14 protein-coding genes are annotated in these 16,982 nt (G+C 55.8%); 13 read left to right on the top strand and 1 reads right to left on the bottom strand.

Annotated features, from left to right (window positions below):
- Positions 1 to 58: 58 nt before the first annotated feature.
- The 6 genes from tal to nhaA all read left to right on the top strand — a co-directional run bounded on the left by tal (position 59) and on the right by nhaA (position 7,874).
- Positions 59 to 1,012 (top strand): transaldolase, encoded by a 954-nt coding sequence (gene tal, locus AC2CF9_RS09760; RefSeq protein ID WP_094110716.1) that lies wholly within the window; start codon positions 59 to 61, stop codon positions 1,010 to 1,012.
- Between the two features lie 123 nt (positions 1,013 to 1,135).
- Positions 1,136 to 1,723, top strand: coding sequence for a molybdopterin adenylyltransferase (gene mog, locus AC2CF9_RS09755; RefSeq protein ID WP_065650178.1), 588 nt, complete (start codon positions 1,136 to 1,138; stop codon positions 1,721 to 1,723).
- A gap of 105 nt (positions 1,724 to 1,828) precedes the next feature.
- On the top strand, positions 1,829 to 3,130 hold the full coding sequence (locus AC2CF9_RS09750) for an MFS transporter (RefSeq protein ID WP_484556860.1): 1,302 nt from the start codon (positions 1,829 to 1,831) through the stop codon (positions 3,128 to 3,130).
- Between the two features lie 263 nt (positions 3,131 to 3,393).
- Positions 3,394 to 5,304 carry a molecular chaperone DnaK gene (gene dnaK, locus AC2CF9_RS09745; protein ID WP_484556859.1) on the top strand — a complete coding sequence of 637 codons (1,911 nt, stop codon included), beginning with the start codon at positions 3,394 to 3,396 and terminating at the stop codon, positions 5,302 to 5,304.
- A 102-nt stretch (positions 5,305 to 5,406) separates the two neighbouring features.
- The gene (gene dnaJ / locus AC2CF9_RS09740) at positions 5,407 to 6,546 is read left to right on the top strand and encodes a molecular chaperone DnaJ (RefSeq protein ID WP_071669092.1); all 1,140 of its coding nucleotides are present in this window, start codon (positions 5,407 to 5,409) and stop codon (positions 6,544 to 6,546) included.
- A gap of 149 nt (positions 6,547 to 6,695) precedes the next feature.
- The gene (nhaA, locus tag AC2CF9_RS09735) at positions 6,696 to 7,874 is read left to right on the top strand and encodes a Na+/H+ antiporter NhaA (RefSeq protein WP_484556858.1); all 1,179 of its coding nucleotides are present in this window, start codon (positions 6,696 to 6,698) and stop codon (positions 7,872 to 7,874) included.
- Between the two features lie 108 nt (positions 7,875 to 7,982).
- On the opposite strand, the gene rpsT is transcribed toward nhaA, so the two are convergent.
- Positions 7,983 to 8,246 carry a 30S ribosomal protein S20 gene (gene rpsT, locus AC2CF9_RS09730; RefSeq protein ID WP_039382484.1) on the bottom strand — a complete coding sequence of 88 codons (264 nt, stop codon included), beginning with the start codon at positions 8,244 to 8,246 and terminating at the stop codon, positions 7,983 to 7,985.
- Positions 8,247 to 8,566: 320 nt separating this feature from the next.
- Between rpsT and ribF the strand changes: the two genes are divergently transcribed.
- The 7 genes from ribF (at position 8,567) to carA (ending at position 16,977) form a co-directional block, all read left to right on the top strand.
- Positions 8,567 to 9,505 (top strand): bifunctional riboflavin kinase/FAD synthetase, encoded by a 939-nt coding sequence (ribF, locus tag AC2CF9_RS09725; RefSeq protein ID WP_150017991.1) that lies wholly within the window; start codon positions 8,567 to 8,569, stop codon positions 9,503 to 9,505.
- A gap of 27 nt (positions 9,506 to 9,532) precedes the next feature.
- Entirely contained in the window at positions 9,533 to 12,352 is a 2,820-nt protein-coding gene (gene ileS / locus AC2CF9_RS09720; protein ID WP_484556857.1) for an isoleucine--tRNA ligase, read from the top strand.
- Positions 12,352 to 12,849, top strand: a complete 498-nt coding sequence (lspA, locus tag AC2CF9_RS09715) for a signal peptidase II (RefSeq protein WP_039382492.1) — start codon at positions 12,352 to 12,354, stop codon at positions 12,847 to 12,849. The genes ileS and lspA overlap by 1 nt, the downstream gene beginning before the upstream one ends.
- 69 nt (positions 12,850 to 12,918) lie before the next feature.
- The gene (fkpB, locus tag AC2CF9_RS09710; protein ID WP_484556856.1) at positions 12,919 to 13,389 is read left to right on the top strand and encodes an FKBP-type peptidyl-prolyl cis-trans isomerase; all 471 of its coding nucleotides are present in this window, start codon (positions 12,919 to 12,921) and stop codon (positions 13,387 to 13,389) included.
- Entirely contained in the window at positions 13,370 to 14,323 is a 954-nt protein-coding gene (gene ispH, locus AC2CF9_RS09705; RefSeq protein WP_484556855.1) for a 4-hydroxy-3-methylbut-2-enyl diphosphate reductase, read from the top strand. The genes fkpB and ispH overlap by 20 nt, the downstream gene beginning before the upstream one ends.
- 222 nt (positions 14,324 to 14,545) lie before the next feature.
- On the top strand, positions 14,546 to 15,361 hold the full coding sequence (gene dapB / locus AC2CF9_RS09700) for a 4-hydroxy-tetrahydrodipicolinate reductase (RefSeq protein WP_150017987.1): 816 nt from the start codon (positions 14,546 to 14,548) through the stop codon (positions 15,359 to 15,361).
- Between the two features lie 467 nt (positions 15,362 to 15,828).
- On the top strand, positions 15,829 to 16,977 hold the full coding sequence (gene carA, locus AC2CF9_RS09695) for a glutamine-hydrolyzing carbamoyl-phosphate synthase small subunit (protein WP_484556854.1): 1,149 nt from the start codon (positions 15,829 to 15,831) through the stop codon (positions 16,975 to 16,977).
- Positions 16,978 to 16,982: the final 5 nt, after the last annotated feature.

Below are 16,982 nucleotides of genomic sequence, written 5' to 3'. Positions count from 1 at the left end.
TGATATTATCGATTCAGCCTTTTATACCCTGACAGTCAACCAAAGAGAAAAGAGAACCATGACGGATAAACTTACTTCCCTGCGTCAGCTGACTACCGTGGTCGCCGACACCGGTGATATTGCAGCGATGAAGCTCTATCAGCCGCAGGATGCCACGACAAACCCTTCCCTGATCCTCAACGCTGCTCAAATCCCTGAATACCGCAAGCTGATTGATGAAGCGATCGGCTGGGCACGTCAGCAGAGCAGCAACAAGGAAGAGCAGCTGGCGCTGGTCTCTGACAAACTGGCTGTCAACATCGGGCTGGAGATCCTCAAACTGATCCCGGGCCGCATTTCCACGGAAGTGGATGCACGCCTCTCCTACGATACCGAAGCGAGCATCGCGAAAGCGCGCAGCCTGATCAAACTTTATAACGACGCAGGTATCAGCAACGATCGTATTCTGATCAAACTCGCGTCAACCTGGCAGGGCATCCGTGCAGCGGAGCAGCTGGAAAAAGAGGGGATCAACTGTAACCTTACGCTGCTGTTCTCCTTTGCACAGGCACGCGCCTGTGCAGAAGCGGGCGTTTTCCTGATCTCCCCATTCGTAGGCCGTATTCTCGACTGGTACAAGCAGAACACCGACAAAAAAGAGTATGCGCCGCATGAAGATCCGGGCGTAGTGTCCGTATCTGAAATCTACAGCTACTACAAACAGCACGGCTATGAAACCGTGGTGATGGGTGCCAGCTTCCGTAACGTGGGCGAAATCATTGAGCTGGCGGGCTGCGACCGTCTGACCATCTCTCCGGGCCTGCTGAAAGAGCTGGCTGAGAGCGAAGGCAGCGTTGAGCGCAAGCTGAGCTACAGCGGCGAGATCAGCGAGCGCCCGGCGAAAATGACCGAAGCGGAGTTCCTGTGGCAGCATAATCAGGATCCGATGGCGGTCACTAAGCTGGCGGAAGGCATCCGCAACTTTGCCGTTGATCAGGGCAAACTTGAAAAGATGCTGACTGAACTGCTGTAAGCATGACGCCGCGGCGGTGCCTTGCCGCCGCGGCATTACGCATTTCTCTGCTCTGCGCTTTGTATTATCCTTTCTGCATCTCTCTTTCTTTGCCGCCACGCGGCTAACCACAGCGATACTCTTATGGATACTTTACGCATTGGATTAATTTCCGTTTCCGATCGCGCAGCAAACGGCATTTATCAGGATCAGGGCATTCCGGCACTGGAGAGCTGGCTCAGCGGTGCGCTGGCTACACCTTTCGAGCTGGAGACGCGCCTGGTGCCGGATGAACAGCCGATGATTGAACAGGCGATCTGTGAGCTGGTGGATGAACGTTTCTGCCATCTGGTGCTGACCACCGGCGGTACCGGACCGGCACGCCGCGACGTGACGCCGGATGCTACGCTGGCGGTAGCGGATCGCGAAATGCCTGGCTTTGGTGAGCAGATGCGTCAGATCAGCCTGCAGTTTGTACCCACTGCCATTTTGTCACGCCAGGTAGGGGTTATCCGCAAACAGTCGCTGATCCTCAATCTCCCCGGCCAGCCGAAATCGATTAAAGAGACGCTGGAAGGGGTAAAAGCGGAGGATGGTAGCGTAAGGGTACCCGGAATTTTTGCCGCCGTGCCTTACTGCTTACAGCTGCTGGAGGGGCCCTATATCGAGACGCATGCGGCGGTGGTAGCAGCATTTCGTCCGAAAAGCGCACGGCGTGAGACAAACCTCTGAATATAAGACTTTTCAGGCATAAAATTCAGCCTTGCTGGTGTGGTGCGGGTTTGCCGGTATAGTAACGTCTGCTCTACCTTTCCCGGCTCTGGATACCGCACCCTTATGGACTCGCTCACCTCGCATCGACTTAACCGGCAGGACTATAAAACCCTGTCGCTGGCTGCCCTTGGCGGGGCGCTGGAATTCTACGACTTCATTATTTTTATCTTCTTTGCTGCCGTCATTGGCGAGCTCTTTTTCCCGCCCGATATGCCTGACTGGCTGCGTCAGGTGCAGACGTTTGGTATTTTTGCTGCCGGCTATCTGGCGCGACCGCTGGGCGGCATCGTTATGGCGCACTTTGGTGACAAAGTCGGCCGGAAAAAGATGTTCAGCCTGAGTATTCTGCTGATGGCGCTGCCGACCCTGGCGATGGGCGCGCTGCCCACCTATGCGAGCATAGGTATCGCTGCACCGCTGCTAATGCTGCTATTGCGGATGCTGCAGGGCGCGGCAATTGGCGGTGAAGTGCCGGGCGCCTGGGTGTTTGTTGCTGAGCACGTGCCGGAAAAACGTACCGGCTTTGCCTGCGGCACCCTGACCGCAGGCCTCACTGCCGGTATCCTGCTGGGTTCACTGGTGGCGACGCTGCTTAACAGCACGATTTCGCCAGCAGCAATGCGCGACTACGGCTGGCGGCTGCCATTCTTCCTTGGCGGTCTGTTTGGACTGCTGGCGATGTACCTGCGTCGCTGGCTGCATGAGACCCCGGTGTTTCAGCAGATGCAGCAGCGAAAAACGCTGTCTGAACGGCTGCCGCTGCAGGCTATTTTGCTGCACCACAAGCGCAGTATCGCGATCTCAATGCTGCTGACCTGGCTGCTCTCCGCCTGCATTGTGGTGGTGATTTTAATGGCGCCTGCACTGATGCAGAAACAGGGCGTGCCTGCTGCGCTGAGCCTGCAGGCCAACAGCCTGGCGACCGTCATGCTGCTGGTCGGATGCGTGCTGGCAGGCTGGATCGTAGATCGCGCGGGTGCGGCGCGTACGCTGATAGCGGGATCGCTGCTGCTGGCTTTCTGCAGCTGGCACTTTTTCCAAAACACCGGCAGCGCGCCGCAGATGCTGTTTTTCTGGTACGGCGTAGTGGGGCTGAGCGTCGGCGTGGTAGGCGTAGTGCCGTTTGTCATGGTGCGCGCCTTTCCGCCCGCGGTACGCTTTACCGGCATCTCTTTCTCATACAACGTTGCTTACGCGATTTTCGGCGGCCTGACGCCCGTCAGCGTAACGCTGATGATGCAGCTGACGCCTATGGCACCGGCCTGGTATGTACTGGTGCTGGCAGCGATCGGTGCCGCTGTCGGCTGCTGGCTGTGGCGTGACGCACGTCAGCCAGCGGGGCACTCCTCGCGCTCTTTATCCTGATGAGCCCGGTACGGCGGGCAGCGCTGCTCCGCCGTACTGCTGCTGAAGTTGTACATTTTCCCGCCATTTATCCCGTCCGGGTAAAAGAATCGAAATATTTTTTGCTTTTAACCCTTGATGCGTATCGAAGCGGCCCCATCTACTTGTCATCGGGCGTTGTGAGGCAGCAAAAAAGCCTGCAGTCGCAGTTGAAAGTGGCGGTAACGACCACATCTCTGCATCACAACCCAATTTGACAAAGAATTTACGTGGGAGACGTTTAGATGGGTAAGATTATTGGTATTGACCTGGGTACAACCAACTCTTGTGTGGCGATCATGGACGGCGGCAAGGCACGCGTGCTGGAAAACGCTGAAGGCGATCGCACCACGCCGTCAATCATTGCGTATACCGCAGACGGCGAAACGCTGGTAGGTCAGCCGGCTAAACGTCAGGCAGTGACCAACCCGCAGAACACCCTGTTCGCTATCAAGCGTTTAATTGGTCGTCGTTTCCAGGACGAAGAAGTGCAGCGTGATATCAAAATCATGCCGTACAAAATCACCGGTTCTGACAACGGTGACGCATGGCTGGACGTGAAGGGCCAGAAAATGGCACCGCCGCAGATCTCTGCTGAAGTGCTGAAGAAAATGAAGAAAACCGCGGAAGATTTCCTCGGTGAAGCGGTGACTGAAGCGGTTATTACCGTACCGGCTTACTTCAACGATGCACAGCGTCAGGCGACTAAAGATGCGGGCCGTATCGCAGGCCTGGACGTTAAGCGTATCATCAACGAACCTACCGCAGCAGCGCTGGCTTACGGTCTGGATAAAGGCCAGGGCAACCGCACTATCGCGGTTTATGACCTGGGCGGTGGTACTTTCGATATCTCAATCATTGAGATCGATGACGTTGATGGCGAAAAAACCTTTGAAGTGCTGGCAACCAACGGTGATACCCACCTGGGTGGTGAAGACTTCGATAGCCGCCTGATCAACTATCTGGTAGCCGAGTTCAAGAAAGACCAGGGTATCGATCTGCATAACGATCCGCTGGCGATGCAGCGTCTGAAAGAAGCCGCTGAGAAAGCAAAAATTGAACTCTCTTCTGCGCAGCAGACCGACGTTAACCTGCCATACATCACGGCAGATGCGACCGGTCCTAAGCACCTGAACATCAAAGTGACGCGTGCGAAACTGGAATCTCTGGTAGAAGATCTGGTAACCCGTTCAATTGAGCCGCTGAAAGTTGCGCTGCAGGATGCTGGCCTGTCAGTTTCTGACATCAACGATGTCATCCTGGTAGGTGGTCAGACTCGTATGCCAATGGTGCAGGCGAAAGTGACCGAGTTCTTCGGCAAAGAGCCGCGTAAAGATGTGAACCCGGACGAAGCCGTAGCGGTTGGTGCTGCCGTTCAGGGTGGCGTACTGGCAGGTGATGTGAAAGACGTTCTGCTGCTGGACGTAACGCCGCTGTCGCTGGGCATTGAAACCATGGGCGGCGTAATGACCGCGCTGATCAGCAAGAACACCACTATCCCGACGAAACACAGTCAGGTGTTCTCTACTGCTGAAGACAACCAGTCTGCCGTGACCATTCACGTGCTGCAGGGTGAGCGTAAGCGTTCCGGTGACAACAAATCGCTGGGTCAGTTTAATCTCGACGGCATCCAGCCTGCACCACGCGGTATGCCGCAGATCGAAGTCACCTTTGACATCGATGCTGATGGTATTCTGCATGTGTCAGCGAAAGATAAAAACAGCGGTAAAGAGCAGAAAATCACCATTAAAGCCTCTTCTGGTCTGAACGAAGAAGAGATCGAAAAAATGGTGCGCGACGCGGAAGCGAACGCGGAATCTGACCGCAAGTTTGAAGAGCTGGTACAGACGCGCAACCAGGGTGACCAGATTGCGCACAGCACCCGCAAGCAGCTGGATGAAGCGGGCGACAAGCTCTCTGCAGAAGACAAAGCACCTATCGAAGCTGCACTGACTGAGCTGAATACCGCGCTGAAAGGCGAAGATAAAGCGGCCATTGAAGCGAAAATGCAGGCGCTGATGGAAGTCTCCGGCAAACTGATGGAGATGGCACAGCAGCAGGGCCAGGCAGGCGCAGCGGACGCCGGCGACGCGTCAGCACAGCAGCAGGATGACGTAGTCGACGCTGAGTTCGAAGAAGTTAAAGATAAAAAATAATTGCCCCTGACCGGGCGCGACGGCTGGCCTGACAGCCGTTGAAACCAGCACGGGCGTAGGAGTTTCTCCACGCCCGTGCAACTATGTTAAGGGCAGAACAAAATGGCTAAGAGTGATTTTTACGAGATCTTAGGCGTCTCAAAATCGGCTGATGAGCGTGAAATCAAAAAGGCTTATAAGCGCCTGGCGATGAAATATCACCCGGACCGCAATCCGGGCGACAAAGAGGCCGAAGCAAAATTTAAAGAAGTGAAGGAAGCGTACGAAATTCTGACGGATGCTCAGAAGCGTGCGGCCTATGACCAGTATGGTCACGCAGCCTTTGAACAGGGCGGCGGTGGCGGCGGCTTTGGTGGCGGCTTCGGCGGCGGCGGCGCAGACTTCAGCGATATCTTTGGCGACGTATTTGGCGATATCTTTGGCGGCGGTCGCCGTCAGCGTGCATCACGCGGTGCCGATTTACGCTACAACATGGAGCTGACGCTGGAAGAAGCGGTACGCGGCGTGACCAAAGAGATCCGCATCCCGGTACTGGAAGAGTGCGACGTCTGCCACGGCAGCGGCGCCAAAGCGGGCACGCAGCCACAGACCTGTCCGACCTGCCACGGTGCAGGCCAGGTACAGATGCGTCAGGGTTTCTTCACCGTACAGCAGGCGTGTCCGACCTGTCACGGTCGCGGCTCGGTCATCAAAGATCCGTGCAACGCCTGTCATGGTCATGGGCGCGTAGAGCGTCAGAAAACGCTGTCGGTAAAAATTCCGGCGGGGGTAGATACCGGCGACCGCATTCGTCTGAGTGGCGAAGGGGAAGCGGGCGAGCATGGCGCGCCGGCGGGCGATCTCTACGTTCAGGTATCGGTGAAGAAGCACCCTATCTTTGAGCGTGAAGAGAACAACCTCTACTGCGAAGTGCCGATCAACTTTGCGATGGCGGCGCTGGGCGGTGAGATTGAAGTGCCGACGCTGGATGGCCGCGTGAAGCTGAAAGTGCCTGCGGAGACACAGACCGGCAAGCTGTTCCGCATGCGTGGTAAAGGCGTGAAATCAGTGCGCGGTGGCGCCGTAGGCGACCTGCTGTGTCGTGTGGTGGTGGAAACCCCGGTCAGCCTGAACGATAAGCAGAAAGCGCTGCTGCGTGAGCTGGAAGAGAGCTTTGGTGGTCCGAGCGGTGAGAAGAACAGCCCGCGTTCAAAAAGCTTCTTTGATGGTGTGAAGAAGTTCTTTGATGACCTGACGCGCTGATTCAGCGGCAGGGTTGCAGACGAAAGCGGAGAGGTGACTCTCCGCTTTTTTATTGTTTTTAAACTGGCGTAAAGACGCGGTAAGCGGCTTTTATCACAGGGTTAACGCGGTTACACTCCTTAACAAATTGTCTTTGCTCAGGAGGAGTAGTGAATAAGCCCCGCTCAATCAAAACGTTGCTGAAAAGCTTTATAGAAAGCGATGCCAGCAACGGTATGGTATTAATTCTGGCTGCGGTCGCAGCTATGGTGCTGGCGAACAGCGCGGAAACAGCCGCTGGCTACCAGAGCTTCCTGGCTGAGCCGGTACAGATCCGCTTTGGCGCGCTTGATATCAGCAAGAATCTGCTGCTGTGGATCAACGATGCGTTAATGGCGCTGTTCTTTCTGCTGATTGGCCTGGAAGTAAAACGCGAGTTAATCAGCGGCGAGCTGGCCAGTCGCGATCGCGCCATTTTTCCGGTCATTGCTGCCCTCGGCGGTATGGTTGCGCCGGCGCTGATTTTCCTGTTTTTCAATCATGACAATGAGATTGCGCGCAACGGCTGGGCGATCCCGACCGCGACCGATATCGCATTTGCTCTGGGCGTGCTGGCACTGCTTGGCAGTCGTGTTCCCGTGGCGCTGAAGGTGTTCCTGATGGCGCTGGCCATCATCGACGATCTCGGCGCGATTGTGATTATCGCACTCTTCTACACCAGCGATCTCTCTGTGCTGTCGCTCAGCGTGGCGGCTGCCGCCATTGTGGTGCTGGCCATTCTTAACCGCTGTGGCGTACGTAACATTGCCGTCTATATGCTGGTCGGGATTGTGCTCTGGACCGCGGTGCTGAAGTCGGGCGTGCACGCCACGCTGGCGGGCGTGGTAGTTGGCTTCTTTGTACCACTGGAGGAGAAAGAGGGGCACTCACCCGCTGAACACCTGGCACACGGCCTGATGCCGTGGGTAAACTGGCTGATACTGCCGCTGTTCGCGTTTGCTAACGCCGGAATTTCACTGAGTGGTATCACGTTTGGTGACGTGCTGTCACCGGAGCCGCTGGGTATTATTCTCGGGCTGCTGATCGGTAAGCCGCTGGGTATTACGCTGTTCTGCTGGCTGGCCGTGAAGCTGCGTCTGGCAGCGCTGCCGGGCGGGACAACGATACGCGATATCATGGCCATTGGCGTGCTGTGCGGCATCGGCTTTACCATGTCTATCTTTATCAGTTCGCTGGCGTTTGACGCCGCCCATGAAGAGCTGGTGACCTTCTCAAAACTGGGTATTCTCAGCGGTTCGCTGCTGTCGGCCGTCATTGGCTATACGCTGTTGCGGATCAAGCTGCGTTAACCGGAGAGGAGGCGTCAGCCTCCTCTTACTCTGCCAGCGGCGGATAACAGGCATAAAAAAACCGGCTATACGCCGGTTCTTTCTACAAAGCGATAAACAGACGGGCGATTAAGCCAGTTTGTTGATCTGAGCCACCAGGTTTGCTTTATGGCGTGCAGCTTTGTTCTTGTGGATCAGACCTTTAGCAGCCTGACGGTCCACGATTGGTTGCATTTCGTTGAATGCGTTCTGCGCAGCAGCTTTGTCGCCGGTTGCGATAGCCGCGTATACTTTCTTGATGAAAGTACGCATCATAGAACGGTTGCTCGCGTTATGCTTGCGACGTTTCTCAGATGTTACGGCGCGTTTCTTAGCTGATTTGATATTAGCCAAGGTCCAACTCCCAAATGTGTTCTATATGGACAAATCAAAGGCCGAGGACTATGCCTTTTGCGCCTTCTTTTGTCAATGGATTTGTGCAAATAAGCGTCGTTTTAACCACGACACCCGCTTACGTAATTGATGGCGCAAGATTCTACCAGCAACCCCGCTCTGAATACAGTATTTCGCAAGAAATTTCTTCAGCAGGTAGGGTGGTTTGTTGCCCGGCGGCGGGCCAGAGGGCGCTTCAGCGCAGGAAAGGCGTGTATACGGGTTAACCTCAGCGCTATTCAAGGGTATAATCCGCCGATTTCCACCGGTTTGAGTCAGCCATGAAGTTAATCCGCGGTATTTATAATCTGAAACAGCAGCATCGCGGCTGCGTTCTGACCATTGGTAATTTTGATGGTGTGCATCGCGGTCATCAGGCGCTAATGGCGCAGCTGATTGCAGAGGGCCGCAAGCGCAACCTGCCGGTGGTGGTGATGCTGTTTGAACCGCAGCCGCTGGAGCTGTTTGCGGGTGAAAAAGCACCGGCCCGTCTGACGCGGCTGCGTGAAAAACTGCGCTGGCTGCAGCGCGCTGGCGTCGACGCCGTGCTCTGTATCCGGTTTGATCGTCAGTTTGCCGCTTATCCGGCTCAGCGTTTTATCAGCGAGCTGCTGGTGGAAAAACTCGACGTGCGTTTTCTGGCGGTGGGCGATGATTTCCGCTTCGGCGCTGGTCGCGAAGGGGATTTCCTGTTATTACAGAAAGCGGGTGCAGAGTATGGCTTTGAGGTCATCAGCACCCAGACCTTCTGCGACAGCGGTAAGCGCATCAGCAGTACGGCTGTCCGCCAGGCGCTGGCGCAGGATGATTTTGCGCAGGCGCAACAGCTGCTTGGCCATCCCTTCAGCATTTCAGGTCGCGTGGTGCACGGTGATGCACTGGGCCGGACCATCGGTTTTCCGACCGCTAATCTGCCGCTGCGTCGCGCGGTCACGCCGGTTAAGGGCGTGTTTGCCGTGGAAGTGCTGGGTCTGACCGCAGAGCCGGTGCCAGGCGTCGCCAATATCGGTACCCGCCCGACGGTAAAAGGTTTACGTCAGCAGCTTGAAGTTCATCTGCTCGACACACATATGGATCTCTATGGCCGCCATATTGAGGTGGTGCTGAAACAGAAGATCCGCGATGAACAGCGCTTTGCCTCGCTGGATGCGCTGAAAGAACAAATTGCAAAAGATGTGGTGACAGCCCGCCAATTCTTTGGGCTACAAACACCGGTTTAATGACCGACAGACGGAATCGAGAATCTGATGAGTGACTATAAATCTACCCTGAATTTGCCGGAAACGGGGTTCCCGATGCGTGGCGATCTGGCCAAACGCGAACCGGGCATGCTGCAGCGCTGGTACGATGACAATCTCTACGGCATCATCCGCGCCGCCAAAAAAGGGAAAAAAACCTTCATCCTGCATGATGGCCCTCCGTACGCAAACGGCAATATTCATATTGGTCACTCTGTTAACAAGATTCTGAAAGATATTATTGTTAAGTCGAAAGGCATGGCAGGGTATGACTCACCCTATGTTCCGGGCTGGGACTGTCACGGCTTACCGATCGAGCACAAAGTTGAGCAGATGATTGGCAAGCCGGGCGAGAAAGTCAGCGCGGCGGAGTTCCGTGCCGCCTGCCGCAGCTATGCCGCTGAGCAGGTAGAAGGACAGAAAAAAGATTTTATCCGCCTTGGCGTGCTGGGCGACTGGGATCGTCCCTATCTGACCATGAACTTCACGACCGAAGCCAACATCATCCGTGCGCTGGGTAAAATCATCGGTAACGGCCATTTGCATAAAGGCGCGAAGCCGGTGCACTGGTGCATGGATTGCCGTTCAGCGCTGGCGGAAGCGGAAGTTGAGTATTACGACAAAACCTCTCCGTCTATCGACGTGATGTTCAACGCGCTGGATGCCGACGCGGTGCGGTCAGCCTTTGGCGTCAGCGCCTCAGAGGGGCCAATTTCACTGGTGATCTGGACCACCACGCCGTGGACCATGCCCGCCAACCGCGCAATCTCCCTGCATCCCGAATTTGAGTACCAGCTGGTCCAGATTGAGGGCCGCAGCCTGATCCTCGCTAAAGATCTGGTGGAGAGCGTGATGAAGCGTGCCGGCATCAGCGAGTGGCAGGTGCTGGGTGAATGCCAGGGCGCAGCGCTGGAACTGCAGCTGTTTCAGCATCCGTTCCTGACGCAGGTTCAGTCGAAAGTGGTGCTGGGTGAGCACGTGACGCTGGAAGCGGGTACCGGTGCGGTGCATACCGCGCCCGGACACGGCCCGGATGACTACGTAATCGGTCAGAAATATGGCATCGAGACCGCTAACCCGGTGGCACCAGATGGTACCTATCTGCCGGGCACTTATCCGTCGCTTGATGGCGTTAATGTCTTTAAAGCCAACGACATGATTGTTGAGCTGCTGAAAGAGAAGGGCGCGCTGCTTCATGTGGAGAAGCTGCTGCACAGCTATCCGCACTGCTGGCGTCACAAAACGCCAATCATCTTCCGGGCGACGCCGCAGTGGTTTATCAGCATGGATCAGCAGGGGCTGCGCGCGCAGTCGCTGAAAGAGATCAAAGGCGTGCAGTGGATCCCGGACTGGGGTCAGGCGCGTATCGAAGCGATGGTTGCCAACCGTCCTGACTGGTGCATCTCGCGTCAGCGTACCTGGGGCGTGCCTATGGCGCTGTTTGTGCATAAAGAGAGCGAGCAGCTGCACCCTGACACGCTGGAGCTGATGGAGAAAGTGGCGCAGCGCGTGGAGCAGGATGGCATTCAGGCGTGGTGGGATCTCGATCCGCGCGAACTGATGGGTGACGACGCCGATCTGTACGTGAAAGTGCCGGATACGCTGGATGTGTGGTTTGACTCCGGCTCAACCAGCTTCTCGGTGGTCGATGCGCGTCCGGAGTTTGAGGGACACGCGCCGGATATGTATCTGGAAGGCTCGGATCAGCATCGCGGCTGGTTTATGTCGTCGCTGATGATCTCCACGGCGATGAAAGGCAAAGCGCCTTACCGTCAGGTACTGACCCACGGCTTCACCGTCGACGGTCAGGGTCGCAAGATGTCGAAGTCGATCGGCAACACGGTAGCGCCGCAGGATGTGATGGATAAGCTTGGCGCCGACATTCTGCGCCTGTGGGTCGCCTCTACCGACTACTCCGGCGAAATGGCGGTATCGGATGAGATCCTGAAGCGCGCAGCCGACAGCTATCGCCGTATTCGTAACACCGCACGCTTCCTGCTGGCTAACCTGGCGGGCTTTAACCCGGCCACTGACTGCGTTAAGCCAGAAGAGATGGTCGTGGTCGATCGCTGGGCGGTAGGACGTGCGCTGGCTGCACAGCAGGATATCGTTGCCTCCTATGAAAACTACGATTTCCATGAAGTGGTGCAGCGTCTGATGCACTTCTGCTCCATTGAGATGGGGTCGTTCTACCTCGATGTGATTAAAGATCGTCAGTACACCGCGAAGGGCGATAGCCTGGCGCGTCGCAGCTGCCAGACCGCGCTGTGGCACATTGTGGAGGCGCTGGTGCGCTGGATGGCGCCTGTCATGTCCTTTACCGCTGATGAGATTTGGGGCCATCTGCCGGGCGAACGCGCGCAGTATGTCTTCACTGAAGAGTGGTATGACAATCTGTTCGGCCTTGCAGCGGATGAGCCGATGAACGATGCGTTCTGGGCCGATCTGCTGAAAGTACGCGGCGAAGTTAACAAAGCGATTGAGCAGGCGCGCAGCGACAAGCGCATCGGTGGCGCGCTGGAAGCGACGGTCACGCTCTATGCGGAACCGGAACTGGGCGCGAAGCTGCAGGCGCTTGGCGACGAGCTGCGCTTTGTGCTGCTGACCTCCGGCGCGTCGGTAGCCGATTACGCAACGGCGAGCGATGAGGCGCAGCAGAGCGAGTTGCTGAAAGGGCTGAAAATCGCTCTGCATAAAGCAGAAGGCGAGAAGTGCCCGCGCTGCTGGCACTATACTACCGACATAGGCCAGAATCCGGAGCACGCCGACGTGTGCGGACGCTGTTACTCAAACGTAGCCGGCGACGGTGAAGTACGGAAATTTGCCTGATGACTAAACTCAGTTCTACCGGACTGCGCTGGAGCTGGCTGGTGCTGGTCGTTATCGGCATCGATATGGCCAGCAAGCTGTGGGTCATGAACAATATGATGCTGCATGAAACGCAGCCGCTGATGCCGTTTCTGAATCTGTTCTATGCGCATAACTATGGCGCTGCGTTCAGTTTCCTTGCAGACAAAGGCGGCTGGCAGCGCTGGTTCTTTGCCGGTATTGCCATTGCCATTGTGGTCGCACTGCTGGTGATGATGTATCGCAACCGCGCCAGCAACAGGCTCAGCAATATTGCGTATGCGCTGATTGTGGGCGGTGCGCTTGGCAACCTGTTCGATCGCGCCTGGCACGGTTTTGTCGTCGACTTTATCGACTTCTATGTCGGTAACTGGCACTTCGCCACGTTCAATATCGCTGACTGCGGCATCTGCATCGGCGCGGCGCTGGTGGTGCTTGAGGGGTTCTTCAGCCCCAGCGGCAAAAAAGCAACATCCTGACGTCTGCTGCCTGCACGCCGGTCACGGCTGCAGGCACGGGCATGATGAAAAAGAGAGTAAGGGTAACCGATGACAGAGACAGTTCAGCCCGATAGCGCGCTGCTGGTGCATTTCACGCTCAAGCTGGAGGATGGCTCTACTGCCGAATCCACCCGTGCTAACGGCAAGCCTGCGCTGTTCCGTCTGGGTGACGGCAGCCTGTCGGCGGCGCTGGAGCGCGAGCTGCTGGGGCGCAAAGCGGGCGATCGGCTCGCCTTTACCCTGGCGCCGGAAGATGCGTTCGGCGCCAGCAGCCCGGATCTGATCCAGTACTTTTCGCGTCGCGACTTTATCGACGCGGGCGAGCCGGAAATCGGTGCGATTATGCTGTTCAGCGGCATGGGCGGCAGCGAGATGCCTGGCGTAATCCGTGAAATTTCCGGTGACTCAATCACTGTGGATTTCAATCATCCGCTGGCGGGGCAGCCTGTCCGGTTTGATATCGAAGTACTGGAGATCGATCCGGTGCTGGAGGATAACAATGCAAATCCTGTTAGCTAACCCGCGCGGTTTCTGCGCCGGTGTGGATCGCGCTATCAGCATCGTTGAGCGGGCGCTGGAGATGTATGGCGCACCAATCTACGTGCGTCATGAAGTGGTGCACAATCGCTATGTAGTGAGCAGCCTGCGCGAGCGTGGCGCGATCTTTATCGAAGAGATTGCTGAAGTGCCGGATGGTGCCATTCTGATCTTCTCAGCGCACGGTGTGTCACAGGCGGTACGCGCTGAGGCAAAAGCGCGCAATCTGACCATGCTGTTTGATGCCACCTGTCCGCTGGTAACGAAAGTCCATATGGAAGTGGCGCGTGCCAGCCGTAAAGGGGTTGAGGCGATCCTGATTGGTCACGCCGGTCATCCTGAAGTGGAAGGCACTATGGGGCAATACAGCAACCCTAATGGCGGCATGTATCTGGTGGAATCACCGGAAGATGTGTTTAAGCTGACCGTCAAAGATGAGAACAACCTCTGCTTTATGACGCAGACTACCCTGTCAGTTGATGACACCTCTGACGTCATTGACGCTTTACGTCAGCGCTTCCCGGCCATTATCGGCCCGCGCAAAGATGACATCTGCTATGCCACCACCAACCGGCAGGAAGCGGTGCGCGTGCTGGCACAGGATGCTGAAGTGGTGCTGGTGGTGGGCTCAAAAAACTCCTCTAACTCTAACCGGCTGGCTGAACTGGCGCAGCGCGCAGGCAAGCTGGCGAAGCTTATCGACTCCGCGGACGATATTCAGGTGGAGTGGGTAACCGGCGTAGAGTGTATTGGCGTGACGGCAGGGGCTTCTGCGCCCGATATTCTGGTACAGCAGGTGATCCAGCGCCTGCGCGAACTCGGTGGTGAAGCGGCCATTGAGCTGATTGGCCGCGAGGAAAATATCGTATTCGAAGTGCCAAAAGAGCTGCGTGTTGACGTGCGCAACGTGCAGTAAGCGCTTAACATTTACTACCGTATCAGGCCGACATTGTTCGGCCTTTTCTTTATGTACGGCTGCGTGCCTCGCCACAACCAGCCGCCGGGATTGCTTTTACTGATAATGTTTTATCGCTGTCCTGAAATTCTTATATCCCTTTTTTATTGTGGCGTGACGGTTAGCTGATGGTTAACCTGTTTACGCTTTGCATGCATAGTTTTGTATCAGGAATGAATAAATATGAGTGATATCCGCTTAGCTATTGTTGGTGCGCCGGGCCGCATGGGACGTAATCTGATTCAGGCCGCGCATCAGGCGGAAGGCGTGGCGGTGGGCGCTGCGCTGGCGCGCAGCGGCTCTTCACTGCTGGGTACAGACGCGGGTGAGCTGGCGGGCATCGGTAAAACCGGCGTCACCGTCACCGATGATTTGTTAAAGGTAGTGAACGATTTCGATGTGCTGATCGACTTCACGCGTCCGGAAGGCACGCTGGAATATCTGGCCTTTTGCCGCCAGCATCAAAAGGCGATGGTGATTGGCACAACCGGTTTTGATGACGCCGGAAAAGCCGCAATTCGTGCAGCGGCAGAGGAGATCGGCATTGTGTTCGCTGCCAACTTCAGCGTTGGCGTCAACCTGATGCTGAATCTGCTGCAGCAGGCGGCCTCAGTGATGGGAGAGTATGCGGATATTGAGATCGTTGAGGCGCACCATCGCCATAAAGTTGATGCGCCCTCAGGAACCGCGCTGGCAATGGGTGAAGCCATTGCGGACGCCATGGAGTGGAAGCTGGAGGATCATGCGGTTTACGCGCGTGAAGGCCATACCGGTGAGCGCAAACCGCACACTATCGGTTTTGCCACGGTGCGCGCCGGCGACATCATTGGTGAGCATACTGCTCTGTTTGCTGATATCGGCGAACGGATAGAGATTAGCCATAAGGCTTCAAGCCGGATGACCTTTGCAAAAGGTGCCGTCCGGGCTGCTGTATGGGTTGAGTCGCGTAAAAGTGGTCTTTATGACATGCGAGACGTGCTTAATTTAGCAAGAAATTGATTGTTGTGAGCCATCGTGATGTGGTTTTTCAGTCGCTAGTGCATTGATTGACAGGGTAATATTCTTATTGCCCTTTATTTTTTTTCAAAATAACCTCTTCGTTATAAAATATCTTCGTAATGGCTTTATTTTCAAGTTAACTCATCTTTTTATCAGCCTGTAAGATTAAATTTGACCATTTGGTCAAAAATTTTCCCTGGCTTCCCTCATTTGGCGTTTATGGTGAGCAGGCAACCGATTAATCACCTCGCTAAGATGCTGCTTTTGACCTGTTTGTACTGTATTTATGTTATAGCCTCCGAAAAAGATAAAAAAACAGCCTCTCCGGGTAGACATCAGCAGAGGTGATCATTAGAATGCGCGCAATTTGCCAAAAATCGAGCAGTCAGGCGGTTTTTGCATTGATTCAGGCCAGCATTATGAATTAATATGCATATATTGTGACTGTTTATTCCCTGGAGGATGTTTTGATTAAGTCAGCGCTCTTGGTTCTGGAAGACGGAACCCAATTCCACGGTCGGGCCATCGGGGCTACGGGTTCGGCAGTGGGTGAGGTCGTTTTCAACACGTCAATGACCGGTTATCAAGAAATCCTTACTGATCCCTCCTATTCCCGCCAGATTGTTACTCTTACTTATCCCCACATCGGCAACGTTGGCGTCAATATCGCAGATGATGAATCAAACCAGATTCACGCTCAGGGCCTGGTGATCCGCGACCTGCCACTGATTACCAGCAACTTCCGCAGTGAAGAGAGCCTTTCTGCCTGGCTGCAGCGCAATAATATTGTCGGCATCGCTGATATCGATACGCGTAAGCTGACGCGTCTGCTGCGTGAAAAGGGCGCGCTGAACGGCTGCATCATTGCGAGTGACGCACCGGACGCCGCGCTGGCGCTGCAGAAAGCGCAGGCGTTCCCGGGGCTGAAAGGTATGGATCTGGCGAAAGAAGTGGCTACCACGGAGACTTACACGTGGCAGCAGGGGAGCTGGACGCTGCAGGATGGCCTGCCTGAGCAGCAGTCCGCTGACGCACTGCCGTATCACGTGGTCGCCTATGACTACGGCGCCAAGCGCAACATTCTGCGTATGCTGGTGGATCGCGGCTGCCGCCTGACGGTGGTACCGGCGCAGACGCCGGCAGAAGAGGTGCTGGCACTTAATCCGGACGGCATTTTTCTCTCTAATGGCCCGGGCGATCCGGAGCCGTGCGACTATGCAATCCGCGCGATTCAGGCGTTTCTGGAGACAGAAATCCCGGTATTTGGTATCTGCCTGGGTCATCAGCTACTGGCGCTGGCCAGCGGTGCAAAAACTGTCAAGATGAAGCTGGGTCACCACGGCGGCAACCATCCGGTAAAAGATCTCGATAACAATACTGTGATGATCACCGCACAGAACCACGGTTTCGCCGTCGATGAGAGCCAGATACCGGCCAATCTGCGCGTGACGCATGTGTCGCTGTTTGACCAGACCGTGCAGGGTATTCATCGTACCGATAAACCCGCTTTCAGCTTCCAGGGACATCCGGAAGCGAGTCCTGGCCCGCACGATGCGGCGCCGCTGTTCGATCACTTTATCGAACTGATTGAAGCCTACCGTTCAAACGCGAAGTAATCAGG

The sequence above is a fragment of the Pantoea sp. SYBGC1 genome, assembly GCF_057197005.1.
The sequence above is the reverse complement of the archived record's forward strand: the minus strand, read 5'-3'. Positions and strand labels throughout refer to the sequence as shown.

Bases quoted from the DNA above. Each gene is read 5' to 3' on its own strand.
- mog (WP_065650178.1), top strand. From the start codon at position 1,136: ATGGATACTTTACGCATTGGATTAATTTCCGTTTCCGATCGCGCAGCA.
- ispH (WP_484556855.1), top strand. From the start codon at position 13,370: ATGCAAATCCTGTTAGCTAACCCGCGCGGTTTCTGCGCCGGTGTGGAT.
- dnaJ (WP_071669092.1), top strand. From the start codon at position 5,407: ATGGCTAAGAGTGATTTTTACGAGATCTTAGGCGTCTCAAAATCGGCT.
- AC2CF9_RS09750 (WP_484556860.1), top strand. From the start codon at position 1,829: ATGGACTCGCTCACCTCGCATCGACTTAACCGGCAGGACTATAAAACC.
- lspA (WP_039382492.1), top strand. From the start codon at position 12,352: ATGACTAAACTCAGTTCTACCGGACTGCGCTGGAGCTGGCTGGTGCTG.
- fkpB (WP_484556856.1), top strand. From the start codon at position 12,919: ATGACAGAGACAGTTCAGCCCGATAGCGCGCTGCTGGTGCATTTCACG.
- dapB (WP_150017987.1), top strand. From the start codon at position 14,546: ATGAGTGATATCCGCTTAGCTATTGTTGGTGCGCCGGGCCGCATGGGA.
- ileS (WP_484556857.1), top strand. From the start codon at position 9,533: ATGAGTGACTATAAATCTACCCTGAATTTGCCGGAAACGGGGTTCCCG.
- tal (WP_094110716.1), top strand. From the start codon at position 59: ATGACGGATAAACTTACTTCCCTGCGTCAGCTGACTACCGTGGTCGCC.
- dnaK (WP_484556859.1), top strand. From the start codon at position 3,394: ATGGGTAAGATTATTGGTATTGACCTGGGTACAACCAACTCTTGTGTG.
- ribF (WP_150017991.1), top strand. From the start codon at position 8,567: ATGAAGTTAATCCGCGGTATTTATAATCTGAAACAGCAGCATCGCGGC.